Origin of the sequence: Mesorhizobium sp. ANAO-SY3R2, from assembly GCF_042466635.1 — a bacterium.
In the GTDB taxonomy this organism is placed as follows: Bacteria; Pseudomonadota; Alphaproteobacteria; order Rhizobiales; family Rhizobiaceae; genus Aminobacter.
Genome location: NZ_CP159955.1, coordinates 3,565,499 through 3,581,021, shown reverse-complemented (window position 1 = coordinate 3,581,021; position 15,523 = coordinate 3,565,499). Strand labels below are relative to the sequence as shown.

Below are 15,523 nucleotides of genomic sequence, written 5' to 3'. Positions count from 1 at the left end.
GCGGGCGGAATGGAGGTTCCGTCCGGGATTTTGATCCACTGGGAGGACAACCATGAGGAAGACCCTGTTGTTGGGCGTGGCGCTTGGCGCCATCGCCCTGAGCGCGCCCGCGTCGGCGGAACTGAAGTTCAAGCCGGGCGAGGACGCCCGCTTTACCTGGTCCAATTTCGACGACCTCAAGAAGGTCGACCTCAAGGGCGAGACGCTGACGATCTTCGGACCGTGGCGCGGCGAGGACGAAGCCTTGGCGCGCTCGGTGCTCGACTATTTCAGCGAAGCCACCGGCGCCGAGGTCAAATACTCCTCGTCCGAAAACTACGAGCAGCAGATCGTCATCGACACGCAGGCGGGCAGCCCGCCGAACATCGCCATCCTGCCGCAGCCCGGCCTGATCCAGGATCTTGCCTCGAAGGGCCTGCTCAGCCCGCTCGACGATGCCGCTGCCAATTTCGTCAAGGAGAACTATGGTGCTGGCCAGTCATGGGTCGATCTCGGCACCTTCAAGGACAAGGAAGGCAAGCCCGGCTTCTATGGCTTCCCCTTCAAGGCCGACCTGAAGTCGCTGGTCTGGTACGTGCCCGAGAATTTTGAAGAAGCCGGCTATGAAGTTCCCAAGACCTGGGAGGAGCTGCAGGCCCTGACCGACAAGATCGTGGCTGACGGCGGCGTGCCGTGGTGTATCGGTCTTGGCTCCGGCGGCGCCACCGGCTGGCCGGCCACGGACTGGGTCGAAGACATCATGCTGCGCACGCAGTCGCCCGAGACCTACGACAAGTGGACCAAGAACGAGATTCCGTTCAATGATCCGGCGGTCGTTGGCGCGCTCGACGTCTTCGCCAAGATCGCCACCAACGACAAATATGTCGATGGCGGCAAGGCGGCGGTGGCGGCGACCGATTTCCGCGACAGCCCCAAGGGCATGTTTGCCGTTCCGCCCAAGTGCTACATGCACCGCCAGGCGTCGTTCATCTCGTCGTTCTTCCCCGAGGGCACCAAGCTCGGCGAGGATGCCGACTTCTTCTACCTGCCGCCGATGGCCGCCAAGCCCGAACTCGGCAACCCCGTGCTCGGTGGTGGCACGCTGTTCACCATCACCAAGGACTCCAAGGCCGCGCGCGCCTTCATCGACTTTTTGAAGATGCCGCTCGCCCATGAGGTCTGGATGGCGCAGTCGGGCTTCCTGACTCCGCTGAAGACGGCCAACAACAAGGCCTATGGCAATGAAGCTCTGAAGAAGCAGGGCGACATCCTGGTCAACGCCTCGACCTTCCGCTTCGACGGCTCCGATCTGATGCCCGGCAAGATCGGCGCTGGTGCCTTCTGGACCGGCATGATCGATCTAGTAGGCGGCAAGGCTCCGGCAGATGTCGCAGGCGACATCCAGAAGAGCTGGGACGCGATCAAGTAGCGGTTGCGTTGCGGCGGGCTTCGAGGGGTCACTCCCTCACCCGCCCTCCGCTTCGCTCGGGCACCCTCTCCCCGTTGGGGAGAGGAGGCAGTCGAGGGCACCGCCTTCTTCTTCTCCCCAATGGGGAGAAGGTGGCCGCGTAGCGGCCGGATGAGGGGGCTTGATCCCTTGAGGTAGCCCGAGCTCGAACCAGCGTTGCAAAGGGATTGATCCCATGGCGGCACAGATATTCTCGGCAATCTTCACGGTCGTTGTCGGCGTCGGCGGCTGCGTCGTCTATTTCTGGGGCGCCAACAAGCTGCTCGACTTGATCTTTCCCTCGCGCGGCGTCTCGGGCACTGCCGTGGTGGACAATCTCCGCCGCCAGGGCCTGATCCGGCCGTGGCTGTTCGTCGGCCCGGCGATGCTGATCCTGGTCGTCTACCTGATCTATCCGGTGATTGACACGCTCAGGCTCTCCCTGATGGATCGCAACGGCGAGAACTTCGTCGGCCTTGCCAATTACAGCTGGGCCTTCGGCGACCGCGAGTTCCGCAACTCGATCTTCAACAATTTGCTCTGGCTCGCCGTGGTGCCGGCCGCCTGCACCTTCTTCGGCCTGGTCATCGCCGTGCTCACCGACAAGATCTGGTGGGGCAACATCGCCAAGAGCCTGGTCTTCATGCCGCTCGCCATCTCGTTTGTCGGCGCCAGCGTCATCTGGAAATTCGTCTATGAATACCGCGCCGAGGGCCAGACCCAGATCGGCATCCTCAATGCCGTGGTGCAGTACCTCGGCGGCAATCCGCAGGTATGGATCTCGACGCCATTCTGGAACAATTTTTTCCTGATGGTCATCCTGATCTGGATCCAGACGGGCTTTGCCATGGTTATCCTGGCGTCGGCGCTGCGCGGTATTCCCGAGGAGACCATCGAGGCGGCCGTCATCGACGGCGCCAATCCGTTCCAGATCTTCTGGAAGATCATGGTGCCGCAGATCTGGGGCACCATCGCCGTCGTCTGGACCACCATCACCATCCTGGTACTGAAGGTCTTCGACATCGTGCTGACCATGACCAATGGCCAGTGGAACAGCCAGGTGCTGGCCAATCTGATGTTTGACTGGATGTTCCGCGGCGGCGGCGACTTCGGTCGGGGGGCGGCGATTGCCGTGGTCATCATGCTGGCGGTGGTGCCGATCATGATCTGGAACATCCGCCAGGCCAACCGCGAAGGCGGGGGAGGGCACTGACATGGCCAGCGCTACCGGAAAGTCCTTCCTCGGCCGTTTCGGCGTCCACATCGCGGTGTTCGTCTTCGTCGCGATCTGGACCATCCCGACGCTCGGCATCCTGGTCAGCTCGTTGCGCGACAAGGAGCAACTCATCGTCTCGGGCTGGTGGACGGCGCTAGCCACTTCCTCCGGAACCCAGGCCGGCCGCACCGGCGCTGCCGAAAACCAGGTCGAGAAGGACGGCAAATTCCACATCATGGGCAATTTGTTCGAGGCCGGCGATGCCCGCACGCTCACGGCCTTCGGCACCAAGGCGCAGCAGCCGACGCAATTCGAGGCGGGTGCGGTTGCCGATCTTGGCGACGGCTTGACCTTGCAGGTCAATGACGACGGCTCCTACACGCTGTCGTCGCCCAAGGCCTTCGATGGCGGCCGCGGCCAGCGCATCTATTTCTCGGCCTCCATGCCACCGCGCTTCACCATGGACAACTACCGCACGGTGCTGTTTTCGGAAGGAATCGGCCGTTCCTTCATCAACTCGCTGACGGTGACGATCCCGGCCACCATCATCCCGATCCTGATCGCCGCCTATGCCGCCTATGCGCTCGCCTGGATGCGCTTTCCCGGCCGCGCGCTGCTGATTGCGGTGGTCATCGGGCTGCTGGTCGTGCCGCTGCAGATGTCGCTGATCCCGCTGCTCAAGCTCTACAATGGCGTCGGCCTGTTCTTCGGCGTACCGGCCAAGACCTATCTCGGCATCTGGCTGGCGCATACCGGATTCGGCCTGCCCTTCGCCATCTACCTGCTGCGCAGCTACATCGCCGGCCTGCCGCGCGAGATCATGGAGTCGGCGCGCATCGACGGCGCCAGCGACTTCGAGATCTTCGTCAAGATCGTGCTGCCGCTGTCCTTCCCGGTGCTCGCCTCCTTCGCCATCTTCCAGTTCCTCTGGGTCTGGAACGATCTTTTGGTGGCGATGGTCTTCCTCGGCAGCGGCTCCGACCAGCTGGTGCTGACCGGCAAGCTCAATGCCCTGCTCGGCTCGCGCGGCGGCGACTGGGAAATCCTCACCACATCGGCCTTCGTCACCATCCTGGTGCCGCTGTTCGTGTTCTTCTCGCTTCAACGTTATTTCGTCCGCGGACTGCTCGCGGGCTCAGTCAAGGGAGGCTAGCTCGATGCAGGCCGCAATGCGCAGAATCGAAAACCCTGAAACCGCTGTCGACCGCGACTGGTGGCGCGGGGCTGTGATCTACCAGATCTACCCGCGCAGCTTCCAGGATTCGAACGGAGACGGCGTCGGTGACCTCCAGGGCATCATTGAGCGGCTGCCGCATATCGCGGCGCTCGGCGCCGATGCCGTCTGGATCTCGCCCTTCTTCAAGTCGCCGATGAAGGATTTCGGCTACGACATCTCCGACTACCTCGACATCGACCCGATGTTCGGCACGCTTGATGATTTCGACGCCATGATCGCGGAAGCCCATCGCCTCGGCCTCAAGGTGATGGTCGACGGCGTCATCTCGCACACCTCCGACCTGCATGCGTGGTTCAAGGAAAGCCGGTCGAGCCGCGACAATGCCAAGGCCGACTGGTATGTCTGGGCCGACGCTCGGTCGGACGGCAGTCCGCCCAACAACTGGCTGTCGATCTTCGGCGGTTCGGCCTGGCAGTGGGACACCAGGCGCATGCAGTACTATCTGCACAACTTCCTCGCCGAGCAGCCCGACCTCAACTTCCACAACCGCGACGTCCAGGACGCGCTTCTCGACGTCACCCGCTTCTGGCTCGACCGCGGCGTCGACGGCTTCCGGCTCGACACGATCAATTTCTACTTCCACTCGGCCGGCCTCGAGGACAATCCGGCGCTGCCGCCGGAAGAGCGCAACGACCAGACTGCGCCGGCGGTGAACCCTTACAATTTCCAGGACCACATCTACGACAAGAACCGGCCCGAAAACCTCGAATTCCTCGCCCGCTTCCGCGCCGTGCTCGACGAATATCCGGCGGCGGCTGCGGTCGGCGAGGTCGGCGACTCGCAGCGTGGCCTGGAGGTCGTTGCGTCCTACACCGGCGGCGGCGACAAGGTGCAGATGTGCTACGCCTTCGATTTTCTTGCCCCTGAGAAGATAACCGCCGCCAGGGTCCGCTCGGTGCTGGAAGACTTCGGCAGGGTGGCGGCCGACGGCTGGTCCTGCTGGGCCTTCTCCAACCATGACGTCGTCCGACACGCCTCTCGCTGGGGCATGGGCGAGGCCGACCGCACCGCCTATCTCAAGGTCGTCTCGGCGCTGCTGATGTCGCTGCGCGGCTCGGTCTGCATCTACCAGGGTGAGGAACTCGGCCTTACCGAGGCCAGCCTTACCTTCGAGGACCTGCAGGATCCCTACGGCATTCGCTTCTGGCCGGAATTCAAGGGCCGCGACGGCTGCCGCACGCCGATGGTGTGGAGCAAGGATGCCGCCCATGGCGGTTTTTCCCCGGCTAAGCCATGGCTTCCGGTGCCGGCGGAGCATCTTGGCAAGGCCGTCGACACGCAGGAAGGCGACCCGGCCTCGCTGCTCGAGCACTATCGCCGCTTCCTCGCCTTCCGCCGGGCGCATCCGGCGCTGGCCAAGGGCGACATCTCGTTCCTGGCGGCCGATGGCGACGTGGTTGCGTTTACGCGGCGTGAGGGCAACGAGGAAATCATTTGCGTCTTCAATCTCGGCAGCGCAGCGGCTACGCTCGATCTCGGAGGGCGGGCTCTGCAGCCCCTGGCTGGGCATGGGCTCGACGGGAACGCAAACGTCGGTGGCGTGCGGCTCGGTGGTTACGGCGCCTGGTTCGGGCGCTTCGCCTGACGGGCGTAGATAAAAATCTAGGAGGACACCATGGCCGATTTAACGCTCAGGGACGTCAAGAAATCCTACGGCAACGTCAACATCCTTCACGGCATCGACCTCGACATCAAATCGGGCGAGTTCATCGTCTTCGTCGGCCCGTCGGGTTGTGGGAAGTCGACGCTCCTGCGCTCCATCGCCGGGCTCGAGGAGATTACCGGCGGCACGCTCGAGATCGCCGGCGAGAAGGTCAACGACGTGCCGCCATCCAAGCGCGGCATCGCCATGGTCTTCCAGTCCTACGCGCTCTATCCGCACATGACCGTCTACGACAACATGGCCTTCGGCATGAAGATCGCCAAGGAAAGCAAGGCCGAGATCGACAAGCGGGTGCGCGCCGCAGCCGAGATCCTGCAACTGACCAAATATCTCGACCGCCTGCCCAAGGCGATGTCAGGCGGGCAGCGCCAGCGCGTCGCCATCGGCCGCGCCATCGTGCGCAACCCAAAAGTCTTCCTGTTCGACGAGCCGCTGTCCAATCTTGACGCAGCACTTCGCGTCGCCACCCGCATCGAGATCGCCAAGCTCAAGGAATCGATGCCCGAGACCACGATGATCTACGTCACCCACGACCAGGTCGAGGCGATGACGCTGGCCGACCGCATCGTCGTGCTCAAGGACGGCCGCATCGAGCAGGTCGGCACGCCGATGGAGCTGTACAAGCACCCCGGCAATCTGTTCGTTGCCCAGTTCATCGGCTCGCCAGCGATGAACATCGTCGCCGCCGCCATCGACAGGACGGGGGAGACCAGCCTGGTGTCCCACATCGGCGGGCGCAAGACGCCGGTGCCGGTGGCGACACCGGCCGAGGTGCAGGGCAAACCGGTGAGCTTCGGCGTGCGGCCCGAGGATCTCTATGTCGCCACCGGTGCTGACTATCTGTTCGAAGGGCTGGTCGACTATGTCGAGCAGCTCGGCGAGGTCCAGCTCGTCTATGTCGACATCGGCCGGCCCGACCAGCCGCTGACAGCCAAGCTGCCCGGCAATGTCGAGGTCAAGCGCGGCAAGGCGCTTCGGCTCGCCGCCAGTCCCGACGACCTGCATATCTTCGATGGTAACGGCCGCTCCTTCGCCCGCCGCCGTACGGCGGTGGCGGCGTAGGTAGCGCGCACCCTTTCCAGTCATTGCGTTTGATGGCACCCCCACCCCCTAACCCCTCCCCACAAGGGGGAGGGGGACCTTGTGGCATGCGCGCGTCCAGCGCTGACCTCTGACGATTTTGGTGGCAGCGACGAACGCGGCCCCCTCCCCCTTGTGGGGAGGGGTTAGGGGTGGGGGTATGAGGTCAGCGCGATGCCAAGAGGCATCAGCACGTGATAGCGCCTCACTCCACCGTCACCTGCCGCTCTCGAAGTTCCGTCCGGCGTTTCGAGACGAAGAAGGCCGCGACAAAGGTCAGGGTCATCAAGAGCACGATGGTCGGCGCCGGCGCGCTGTCGATGAAGAAGCTGAGATAGACGCCGAAGAAAGACGCCAGCACAGCCACCAGGACCGAGACCATCAGCATCCGCTCGAAGCGGTCGGTGAGCAGGTAGGCAATGGCCCCCGGCGCGATCAGCATGGCAATGGCGATGATGATGCCCACCGCCTTCAGCGCGCCGACGATGGTCAGCGACAGGATCGACAGCAGCCCGTAGTGCAGCAGTCTCACCGGCAGGCCGATCGCTCGCGCGTGCTGCGGGTCGAAAGCATGCAGCAAAAGGTCCCTGCGGAACAGGCCGATCGCACCGGTGACCACCAGCGCGATCACTCCGGTTTCGGCAACGTCGCGCCAGCTCACGCCCAGCATGTCGCCGAACAGGATATGGTCGAGATGCACGTCGGTCTCGATCTTGGTGTAGAGCACGATACCGAGGCCGAACATGCCGGAGAAGACGATGCCCATCACGGTGTCTTCCTTGATCCGGCTGTTTTCCTTGAGATAACCGGTCGCCAGCGCGCAGGTCATGCCGGCGGCAAAGGCGCCGACGGCGAGCGGCAGGCCGGCGATATAGGCAAGCACGACGCCAGGCAGCACCGCATGGCTGATGGCGTCGCCCATCAGCGACCAGCCCTTGAGCACCAGGAAGCACGACAGCAGCGCCATCGGCACCGCCACCAGAAGTGCTATGGCGAATGCCTGCTGCATGAACGGGAAGGCGAAGGGAAGGGTGAGGGTTTCGATCATAGCCCCGCCTCCAGCGCTTCGCGTGCCCGCCGCCGCGCGGCAAGCTTTCCATGCTTGGGCGCGAAGACGAAGGCGAGCAGGAAGATCAGGGTCTGGGCAACGACGATGATGCCCCCCGTCGCGCCGTCGAGAAAATAGCTGGCATAGGCGCCGACGAAGCTGGTCACCGTGCCGATGGCGACGCTGATGGCGATCAGTCGCGGAAAACGGTCGGTCAGCAGATAGGCCGTTGCTCCCGGCGTCACCACCATGGCGATGACCAGGAAGGCGCCGACGGTCTGCAATGCCGCTACTGTCGAGGCGCTCAGCAGGGTGAAAAACAGCACCTTGAGAAGATCAGGATTGAGGCCGATCGAACGGGCATGGTTCTCGTCGAAGAAGGCGACCATCAGGTCCTTCCACTTCGCGAGCAGGATGGCAAGCGAGATGCCGCCGATCAGGACGAGCTGGAGCGTGTCGGCTGGCGTGATCGCCAGGATGTTTCCGAGCACGATGGTCTGGATGTTCACCGAGGCCGGCGACAGCGAGATCATGAACAGGCCGAGCCCGAAGAAGGAGGTGAAGATCAGCCCGATGATGGCGTCTTCCTTGAGCTTGGTGCGCTGGTTGAGGAACAGCATCGCACCCGCCGCCAGCCCGCCCGACAGGAAGGCGCCGAGCGAGAACGGCAGGCCCAGCATGTAGGCGCCGGCGACGCCCGGCACGATGGAATGCGAGAGCGCGTCGCCGATCAGCGACCAGCCCTTGAGCATCAGATAGGCGGAGAGGAAGGCGCAGACGCCGCCGACGAGTGCGGACACCCACATGGCGTTGATCATGTAGCCGTAGCCGAACGGCTCGGTGAGGGTGGCGATCATTTCTTGCGCTTGCCCTTGCCGGTCTTGCCGTTGCCTTCGTCGTAAATGACGAAAGGCCGCTCGTCGTCGGTCAGCACCGTCACCTGACGCGTGTCGGCGTCCTGGTGCAGTTCGGCGCCGCCGAGGATGAACTGGCGCAGCACGCCGCCGAAGGCCTTTTCGAGATTGGCTTTGGTGAAGGTCTCGGCCGTCGGGCCGGCGGCAAGGATGGTGCGGTTGATCAGCACGGCGCGGTCGCAGAAGCGTGGCACCGAACCGAGATTGTGGGTCGACACCAGCATCACCCGGCCCTCGTCGCGCAGGCCTTGCAGCAGCGCGATGATCGCTTCTTCGGTGCGCACGTCGACACCGGTGAACGGCTCGTCGAGCAGGATGAGTTCGCCCTCCTGGGCCAGCGCCCGGGCGAGGAACACGCGCTTCTTCTGGCCGCCGGAAAGCTCGCCGATCTGGCGCTTGCGGAAATCGGCCATGCCGACGCGCTCGAGTGCCGCATCGACCGCCTCGCGGTCGATGGCGCGGGTCATGCGCAGGAAGTTCATATGGCCGTAGCGGCCCATCATGACGACGTCCTCGACCAGAACGGGGAAGTTCCAGTCGACATCCTCGCTCTGCGGCACATAGGCAACGCGATTTTTCTTCAAGGCTTCCCGCGCGGGCTCGCCAAAGATTGAGACACTGCCAGTGGCGAGCGGCACGAAGCCCATGATCGACTTGAACAGCGTCGACTTGCCGCTGCCGTTGACACCGACCAGTGCGGTGATGGTGCCGCGTGGAATGGCGAAGGAGGCATTGCGCAGGGCGGTGTGGCCGTTGCGATAGGTCACCGAGATGTTGTCGACGTGCAGACCTTCGTCGACCAGTGCCGCCGCATGCCTGGATTTCAGGGGCAGGGTCATTGGGCGAGCCCCTTGACGATGGTTTCGGTGGTCACGCGCAGAAGGTCGAGATAGGTCGGAACCGGACCGCCCTCGTCGCTGAGGGAGTCGACGTAGAGCACGCCGCCATATTTGGCGCCGGTCTCACGAGCCACCTGCTCGGCAGGCTTGGACGACACCGTGCTTTCGCTGAACACGGCCGGGATGTGGTGGGCGTTGACGAGGTCGATCACCTTGCGCACCTGCTGGGGCGTGCCTTGCTGGTCGGCGTTGATCGGCCAAAGATAGACTTCCTTCAGGCCGAAGTCGCGTGCCAGGTAGGAGAACGCGCCTTCGCTGGTGGCGAGCCAACGGCGCTCCTCGGGAATGGCGTCGATCGCCGCGTGGATCGGGGCCACGGTTGCCTTGATCTTTTCCGAGTAGGCGGCGGCGTTTTTCGCGTAGATTTCGGCGTTCTTGGGGTCCTTTTCGGCAAAGGCCTTGCGGATGTTCTCGACATAGATGAGCGCCGCCTGCGGCGACATCCATGCATGCGGGTTGGGCTTGCCGGTGTAGGGTCCCTCGGCGATGCCCATGGGGGCGACGCCGTCGGTCACCACCGCCTGGGTCACGCCGTCGAGATTTTCGAAGAACTTCTCGAACCAGCGCTCGAGGTTGAGGCCGTTCCACAGGATCAGGTCGGCCTTCTGGGCGCGCATGATGTCGCCCGGCGTCGGCTGGTAGTTGTGGATCTCGGCGTTGGGCTTGGTGATCGAGTCCACGTCCGCCGCATCACCTGCGACGTTGCGGGCGATGTCGGCGATGACGGTGAAGGTTGTGACCACCTTCATCTTTCCGCCGGCGTCGCTCTGTTCGGTGCAGGCCGATAGGCCAAGCAAGGCCCCCAGCATCGCAATGACGACGAAGGCGGTGCGCAAGGCTGTCATGGATATCCCGTTCGATATGCCGCACCGAACGGGCGGCTCGTATGCTGCCAGACTTAATGGGCCGTCGCACGCTTGTCAATGCAATTGCAAATCGTTTGCAAGTGGGTCATCCGCAAGTTGCGGAACAAATCCCTTTGAGCGCGGGTGCGGTGCATCCAATCCGGGGCTGATGCGTTGTCGGTACTGCCAATCAAGCCAAGGAGAACGATCGTGGCAGGCACCAGCGGAATTCGCGAGCGCATGGAAGTCATCGGTGCTGATGGCGTTCACATCGGTACGGTCGAGGCAGTCGAGAACGGGCGCATCAAACTGACCAAACAAGACAGCGGCGAGGGCAGCCATAGGGGTCACAACCACTATATTCCAACTGCCCTTGTCGCCGAGACGGAAGGCAACAAGGTGCGGCTGTCGGCGAATGCCGATGTCGCGGTGACATTCGAGGAAGAAGGCAAGCCGAGCTAGTTTGTGGCTCCTGGAGACCCCGTGGGATGGCTTATCTGGGGATTGGCGCGCGCGGAATCTTTTGCAACTGAGTGTCATCTGGCACATAGTCGCGCCATGACCAAGCCAACATCCAGGCAGGCTCCCAAGAAGCCCGACTACGAAAAAGCGCTGCGAAAGGCGGGCATCCGCATCACCCGGCCGCGCAAGGTGATTCTTGGTGTCCTGGGCGAGACGGAAGACCATCCCGATGCGCTCGAGATCTTTCGTCGTGCCGAGAGCATCGACAAGAGCATTTCATTGTCCACCGTCTACCGGACGATGAAGCTTCTGGAGGAGATGGGGGCCATCCATCGCCATGCCTTCGAGGGTGGTCCGTCGCGTTTCGAGCAGGCCGGCGGCGATCATCACGACCATCTCATCGACATCGATACCGGCGATGTGATCGAGTTCCGCTCGGACCGCATCGAGCAGTTGCAGCAGGAAATCGCCCGCGAGCTCGGTTACGATATCGTCCATCACCGGCTGGAGCTCTACGGTCGCCGGCGTTCCGGTTGACGGGGCTATTCCGGGCAGGACGAGTGGCTGCGGCCAAGTTGACCTCGGCGGACGGGCGGTCAATCATCCGTTTCGAACCGTATTCGTCATCAGCAGGGACAGGTGCCATGGAACAAGCCGAAATCGGACTGATCGGGCTAGGCGTGATGGGCTCGAATCTGGCCCTGAACATCGCCGAGAAGGGCCATCGCATCGCCGTCTTCAACCGGACGCCGGCGCGCACCCAGGCCTTCGTCGAATCCGCCGGCGACCTCAGGGACATGATCGTGCCCTGCGCCACCATCGAGGAACTGGTGGCAGCGATTCGGCCGCCGCGGCCGATCATCATCATGGTGGTAGCGGGCGATCCCGTCGATCAGCAGATCGCGGCGTTGCGCCCGGTGCTGGCGGTCAATGACATCGTCATCGACGCCGGCAATGCCAACTTCCGCGACACCATGCGGCGGTTCAAGGAACTCGAGGGTTCAGGGCTGACTTTCATAGGCATGGGCGTGTCGGGCGGCGAGGAAGGGGCCCGCTACGGCCCCTCGATCATGGTCGGCGGCACGCCGGAATCCTGGACCCGCGTCGAGGCCGTGCTCACCGCGATTTCAGCCAAATACAAGGGCGAGCCTTGCGCCGCCTGGCTCGGCACCGACGGGGCTGGGCATTTCGTCAAGACCATCCACAACGGCATCGAATATGCCGACATGCAGATGATCGCCGAGATCTACGGCATCCTGCGTGACGGGCTCGGCATGGGCCCAAAGGAGATCGCGCCGGTCTTTGCCGGCTGGAACAGGGGCCGGCTCGAATCCTACCTGATCGAAATCACCGCAACCGTTCTTGCTGCCGACGACCCCAAGACCGGGCGGCCGGTGGTCGATATCATCCTCGACCGCGCCGGCCAGAAGGGCACGGGCAAATGGTCGGTCATCGAGGCGCAGCAACTGGGCATTCCGGCCACCGCCATCGAGGCGGCGGTTGCGGCGCGAGTGCTGTCGTCGATGAGGGACGAGCGGCTGGCAGCAGAATTGGCCTATGGCGCCATTCCGCTGAAATTTGCAGGCCCAAGGCATGAAGTGCTCGGCGATCTGGAGCTGGCGTTGTTTGCCGGCAAGATCGCCGCCTATGCGCAGGGCTTCGCGGTGATGGCGGCGGCGTCGAAGCAGTTCGACTGGAACCTGCCCTTGCCGACGATCGCGAAAATCTGGCGCGCCGGCTGCATCATCCGCTCGCAGTTCCTCGACACCATCGCCGAGGCCTTCGGCAAGGCCGATGCGCCGGCCAATCTCCTGATGGCGCCGGCCTTTGTCGAGATGATGGGCAAGTCGCAGCTGGCGCTCAGGCGCACCGTGGCGCGCGCCGTGGAGGCCGGCCTGCCGGTGCCGGCGCTGTCGTCGGCGCTCGCCTATTTCGATGGCTATCGCCAGGGGCGCGGCACGTCCGACCTCATCCAGGCGCAGCGCGACTTCTTCGGCGCGCACGGGTTCGAGCGCATCGATGCGCCGGGCGCGCATCACGGTCCGTGGGGCGGCGGAGATTAAGCCTCGTAGGCCTCGACGGCGCTCGGTTTGCTGAGGCTCTGCAGCGAGGCGATGTCGCGCCCGGCGATGCGACCGAGCAGGGCGGTCGCCAGTTCGTGGCCGGCCAGCCGCACGTCCTCGTTGACGACGTAGATTTGCGGCCGGAGCAGGTGCAGCAGCTTCGACGCCTGCTTCGACACGATGTCGACGTCCTGGCCGAGCGTGAAACCGGCGTCCTCGACGCCCGCGACCAGCGCAAAGGTGCCGGCACCCGCGCCGCTGACGAAGCCGTCGGGCCGGTTCGGCCGTTGCATCAGGTCCGAAGTGAACTTGCGGATGTCTTCGATCGAGTGGTCCACCGTGGCGGTGGGGAAGGGCACTTCGGACAGTCCATGCTCCATGATCGCATCGGCAAATCCGTCGCGCATGTGGTGGTAGTAGCTGAGGTTTGACGGCGGCGCGAGCAGCGCCAGCCGCCTGCGGCCGAGGGCCGCGAGCTTCTTCACCGCCTCGGTCGCATAGGCGTAGTTGTCAAAGTCGTGGAAGGGATGGTCGATGCCCATATGGGTGCGGCCGTGGGTGGCGAAGGGAAAGCCGCGCTCGCTCATGTAGCGCACGCGCTTGTCGTCGGGCTCCGTGCGCGAGATGATGACGCCGTCGGCGGATGCTGTGTCGACGACATAGCGCACCGGCTCGAGCGGATCGTTGTTGCGCGAATAGGGCGTGACGACGAGGTGATAGGGCGTCTGCGCCAGCGCTTCCGAGATGCCGTAGATGAGATCGGAGACGAAGCCGCCGATCTGCTCCTCGGTGTCGAGCACCAGGCTGATGACGTTGGTCTTGCCGGTGCGCAGGCGCACCCCGGCGCGGTTAGGGCGGTAGCCGATCTGGCGTGCCACGAGTTGCACGCGCCGCTTCGTTTCGGCGCCGATTTCGGGCGCGTCCTTCAGTGCGCGAGAAACGGTCGTCACGCCAAGCCCGGTCATGAAGGCGATGGTCTTCAGTGTTGGCGGGTGCGTGCCGTCGCCCGCAGCCTGCTCGGCATTCACATCCGGCGGAACCGTGTCGCTCATTGTCGTTGCCGCCATCCTTTCCGATGGGTGCATATCGCACTCGCATATTGGACCTTGCAAGTGTTTCCTGTAAAGGCTGTAACGTTACAGATTGCCAATGTTCAGGGCAGCTTCAAGCGGTCTCCGCGGGGTGCTGCGGCCTGGAGCGTTGCGCCGCAGCATGATCGCTTGTCATTGAGTTGCCACGCAATTCTCCGCGATAATGCTGCATTGCAGCGGGAATATTGGGAAAACACCCCCATTTTCTGCCAGATTGCGTTTGTTCGGGGATCAAAAAAATTGCCGTGCGCCCATTGCACCAGCTTCGCCCTTCACATAACGTTCAATCTGTAACGTTTCAGATTCAGGGAGGAGCACGATGCGTTATAGGCTGATGACTGCCGCGTTCGCAGCGGGAGTTGCACTGGGGGCCGCCGCGCCGGCCTCGGCGACCGACCTCGAAGTGACGCACTGGTGGACTTCCGGTGGCGAGGCGGCGGCGGTAGCCGAACTTGCCAAGGCGTTCGACGCCACCGGTAACAAATGGGTCGACGGCGCCATTGCCGGTTCGGGAGGCACTGCGCGGCCGATCATGATCAGCCGCATCACCGGCGGTGACCCGATGGCTGCCACCCAGTTCAACCACGGCCGCCAGGCGGAGGAGCTTGTGCAGGCCGGTCTGATGCGAGATTTCACCGACCTCGCCGCCAAGGAAAAATGGACCGAGATCGTCCGCCCCAAGAGCCTGCTCGACAGCTGCACGCTGGACGGCAAGATCTATTGCGTACCGGTCAATATCCATTCCTGGCAATGGCTCTGGCTGTCCAACAAGGCATTTGAGGATGCCGGCGTCGCCGTGCCGAAGAACTGGGACGAGTTCGTCGCAGCCGCACCGGCGCTGGAAGCGAAAGGCATCGTTCCGCTCGCCGTGGGCGGCCAGCCCTGGCAGACATCCGGAGCTTTCGACGTGCTCCTGCTGTCGGTGGGCGGCACCGACACTTTCCTGAAGGTCTACAAGGACAAGAACGCCGAATTCGCGGCCGGACCGGAGGTTGCCAAGGTGTTCAAGGCGGCCGATGACGCCCGCAAGATGGCGAAGAACACCAATGTGCAGGACTGGAACCAGGCGACCAACATGGTCATCACCGGCAAGGCCGGCGGCCAGATCATGGGCGATTGGGCGCAGGGCGAGTTTCAGGTCGCCGGCAAGGTCGCCGGCAAGGACTACAGCTGTCTGCCCGGTCTCGGCCTCAACGAGGCCATCGCCACCGGTGGCGATGCCTTCTACTTCCCGCTGCTGAAGGACGCCGAAAAGTCCCAGGCGCAGGAAGCGCTCGCAACGACGCTGCTCGATCCGAAGACCCAGGTTGCCTTCAACCTGAAGAAGGGTTCGCTGCCGGTCCGCGGCGATGTCGACCTCAACACGGCCAACGACTGCATGAAGAAGGGTCTCGACATCCTTGCCAAGGGCAACATCGTTCCCTGGACCGACCAGCTGCTGACCCAGGATTCGCAGAAGCAGAAGGAAGACCTGTTCTCCGAATTCTTCGCCAATCCAAACCTGACACTGGAGGACGCCCAGAAGCGCTTCGCCGAGATCATCGCAACAGCCGACTGATCGATCCGTCAGAAGGTGCTG

General features: G+C 63.6%; 14 protein-coding genes. 9 read left to right on the top strand and 5 right to left on the bottom strand.

The features are described from left to right. Positions 1-52: 52 nt before the first annotated feature. From ABSY17_RS22135 to ABSY17_RS22115, 5 genes are all read left to right on the top strand, one after another. Positions 53-1,408 (top strand): ABC transporter substrate-binding protein, encoded by a 1,356-nt coding sequence (locus ABSY17_RS22135; RefSeq protein WP_378945581.1) that lies wholly within the window; start codon positions 53-55, stop codon positions 1,406-1,408. Positions 1,409-1,622: 214 nt separating this feature from the next. Beyond that, positions 1,623-2,639 carry a carbohydrate ABC transporter permease gene (locus tag ABSY17_RS22130; RefSeq protein ID WP_378945578.1) on the top strand — a complete coding sequence of 339 codons (1,017 nt, stop codon included), beginning with the start codon at positions 1,623-1,625 and terminating at the stop codon, positions 2,637-2,639. Position 2,640: 1 nt separating this feature from the next. Beyond that, on the top strand, positions 2,641-3,795 hold the full coding sequence (locus ABSY17_RS22125) for a carbohydrate ABC transporter permease (protein ID WP_378945575.1): 1,155 nt from the start codon (positions 2,641-2,643) through the stop codon (positions 3,793-3,795). Between the two features lie 16 nt (positions 3,796-3,811). Then, positions 3,812-5,464 carry an alpha-glucosidase gene (locus ABSY17_RS22120; protein ID WP_378945573.1) on the top strand — a complete coding sequence of 551 codons (1,653 nt, stop codon included), beginning with the start codon at positions 3,812-3,814 and terminating at the stop codon, positions 5,462-5,464. 30 nt (positions 5,465-5,494) lie between these two features. Then, complete coding sequence (locus ABSY17_RS22115; protein WP_378945570.1) at positions 5,495-6,604, top strand: ABC transporter ATP-binding protein; 1,110 nt, start codon at positions 5,495-5,497, stop codon at positions 6,602-6,604. Positions 6,605-6,827: 223 nt separating this feature from the next. On the opposite strand, the gene ABSY17_RS22110 is transcribed toward ABSY17_RS22115, so the two are convergent. The 4 genes from ABSY17_RS22110 to ABSY17_RS22095 are packed head-to-tail and all read right to left on the bottom strand — an operon-like array spanning position 6,828 to position 10,292. Continuing rightward, positions 6,828-7,670 carry a metal ABC transporter permease gene (locus ABSY17_RS22110; RefSeq protein WP_378945565.1) on the bottom strand — a complete coding sequence of 281 codons (843 nt, stop codon included), beginning with the start codon at positions 7,668-7,670 and terminating at the stop codon, positions 6,828-6,830. Continuing rightward, on the bottom strand, positions 7,667-8,527 hold the full coding sequence (gene sitC / locus ABSY17_RS22105) for an iron/manganese ABC transporter permease subunit SitC (protein ID WP_378945563.1): 861 nt from the start codon (positions 8,525-8,527) through the stop codon (positions 7,667-7,669). Before sitC ends, ABSY17_RS22110 begins: the two co-directional genes overlap by 4 nt. Continuing rightward, positions 8,524-9,423, bottom strand: coding sequence for a manganese/iron ABC transporter ATP-binding protein (locus ABSY17_RS22100; protein ID WP_378945560.1), 900 nt, complete (start codon positions 9,421-9,423; stop codon positions 8,524-8,526). The genes sitC and ABSY17_RS22100 overlap by 4 nt, the downstream gene beginning before the upstream one ends. After that, the gene (locus ABSY17_RS22095; RefSeq protein ID WP_378952956.1) at positions 9,420-10,292 is read right to left on the bottom strand and encodes a metal ABC transporter substrate-binding protein; all 873 of its coding nucleotides are present in this window, start codon (positions 10,290-10,292) and stop codon (positions 9,420-9,422) included. The genes ABSY17_RS22100 and ABSY17_RS22095 overlap by 4 nt, the downstream gene beginning before the upstream one ends. Positions 10,293-10,538: 246 nt before the next feature. On the opposite strand from ABSY17_RS22095, the gene ABSY17_RS22090 reads away from it, so the two are divergent. From ABSY17_RS22090 to gndA, 3 genes are all read left to right on the top strand, one after another. After that, positions 10,539-10,790, top strand: a complete 252-nt coding sequence (locus ABSY17_RS22090; RefSeq protein WP_378945557.1) for a DUF2171 domain-containing protein — start codon at positions 10,539-10,541, stop codon at positions 10,788-10,790. A 96-nt stretch (positions 10,791-10,886) separates the two neighbouring features. Beyond that, positions 10,887-11,327, top strand: a complete 441-nt coding sequence (locus tag ABSY17_RS22085; RefSeq protein WP_378945555.1) for a Fur family transcriptional regulator — start codon at positions 10,887-10,889, stop codon at positions 11,325-11,327. A gap of 107 nt (positions 11,328-11,434) precedes the next feature. Then, positions 11,435-12,853 carry an NADP-dependent phosphogluconate dehydrogenase gene (gene gndA / locus ABSY17_RS22080; protein ID WP_378945552.1) on the top strand — a complete coding sequence of 473 codons (1,419 nt, stop codon included), beginning with the start codon at positions 11,435-11,437 and terminating at the stop codon, positions 12,851-12,853. Here the strand turns inward: gndA and ABSY17_RS22075 are convergent. Beyond that, positions 12,850-13,905 carry a LacI family transcriptional regulator gene (locus ABSY17_RS22075; protein ID WP_378945549.1) on the bottom strand — a complete coding sequence of 352 codons (1,056 nt, stop codon included), beginning with the start codon at positions 13,903-13,905 and terminating at the stop codon, positions 12,850-12,852. The genes gndA and ABSY17_RS22075 overlap by 4 nt on opposite strands. Before the next feature lie 358 nt (positions 13,906-14,263). On the opposite strand from ABSY17_RS22075, the gene ABSY17_RS22070 reads away from it, so the two are divergent. Beyond that, positions 14,264-15,502: an ABC transporter substrate-binding protein gene (locus tag ABSY17_RS22070; protein ID WP_378945547.1), complete on the top strand. Its 1,239-nt coding sequence runs from the start codon at positions 14,264-14,266 to the stop codon at positions 15,500-15,502. Positions 15,503-15,523 lie beyond the last annotated feature (21 nt).

Excerpts from the sequence above, each read along its gene's own strand:
- ABSY17_RS22135 (WP_378945581.1), top strand. The coding sequence starts at position 53 with ATGAGGAAGACCCTGTTGTTGGGCGTGGCGCTTGGCGCCATCGCCCTG.
- ABSY17_RS22130 (WP_378945578.1), top strand. The coding sequence starts at position 1,623 with ATGGCGGCACAGATATTCTCGGCAATCTTCACGGTCGTTGTCGGCGTC.
- ABSY17_RS22125 (WP_378945575.1), top strand. The coding sequence starts at position 2,641 with ATGGCCAGCGCTACCGGAAAGTCCTTCCTCGGCCGTTTCGGCGTCCAC.
- ABSY17_RS22120 (WP_378945573.1), top strand. The coding sequence starts at position 3,812 with ATGCGCAGAATCGAAAACCCTGAAACCGCTGTCGACCGCGACTGGTGG.
- ABSY17_RS22115 (WP_378945570.1), top strand. The coding sequence starts at position 5,495 with ATGGCCGATTTAACGCTCAGGGACGTCAAGAAATCCTACGGCAACGTC.
- ABSY17_RS22110 (WP_378945565.1), bottom strand. The coding sequence starts at position 7,670 with ATGATCGAAACCCTCACCCTTCCCTTCGCCTTCCCGTTCATGCAGCAG.
- sitC (WP_378945563.1), bottom strand. The coding sequence starts at position 8,527 with ATGATCGCCACCCTCACCGAGCCGTTCGGCTACGGCTACATGATCAAC.
- ABSY17_RS22100 (WP_378945560.1), bottom strand. The coding sequence starts at position 9,423 with ATGACCCTGCCCCTGAAATCCAGGCATGCGGCGGCACTGGTCGACGAA.
- ABSY17_RS22095 (WP_378952956.1), bottom strand. The coding sequence starts at position 10,292 with ATGCTGGGGGCCTTGCTTGGCCTATCGGCCTGCACCGAACAGAGCGAC.
- ABSY17_RS22085 (WP_378945555.1), top strand. The coding sequence starts at position 10,887 with ATGACCAAGCCAACATCCAGGCAGGCTCCCAAGAAGCCCGACTACGAA.
- gndA (WP_378945552.1), top strand. The coding sequence starts at position 11,435 with ATGGAACAAGCCGAAATCGGACTGATCGGGCTAGGCGTGATGGGCTCG.
- ABSY17_RS22075 (WP_378945549.1), bottom strand. The coding sequence starts at position 13,905 with ATGAGCGACACGGTTCCGCCGGATGTGAATGCCGAGCAGGCTGCGGGC.
- ABSY17_RS22070 (WP_378945547.1), top strand. The coding sequence starts at position 14,264 with ATGCGTTATAGGCTGATGACTGCCGCGTTCGCAGCGGGAGTTGCACTG.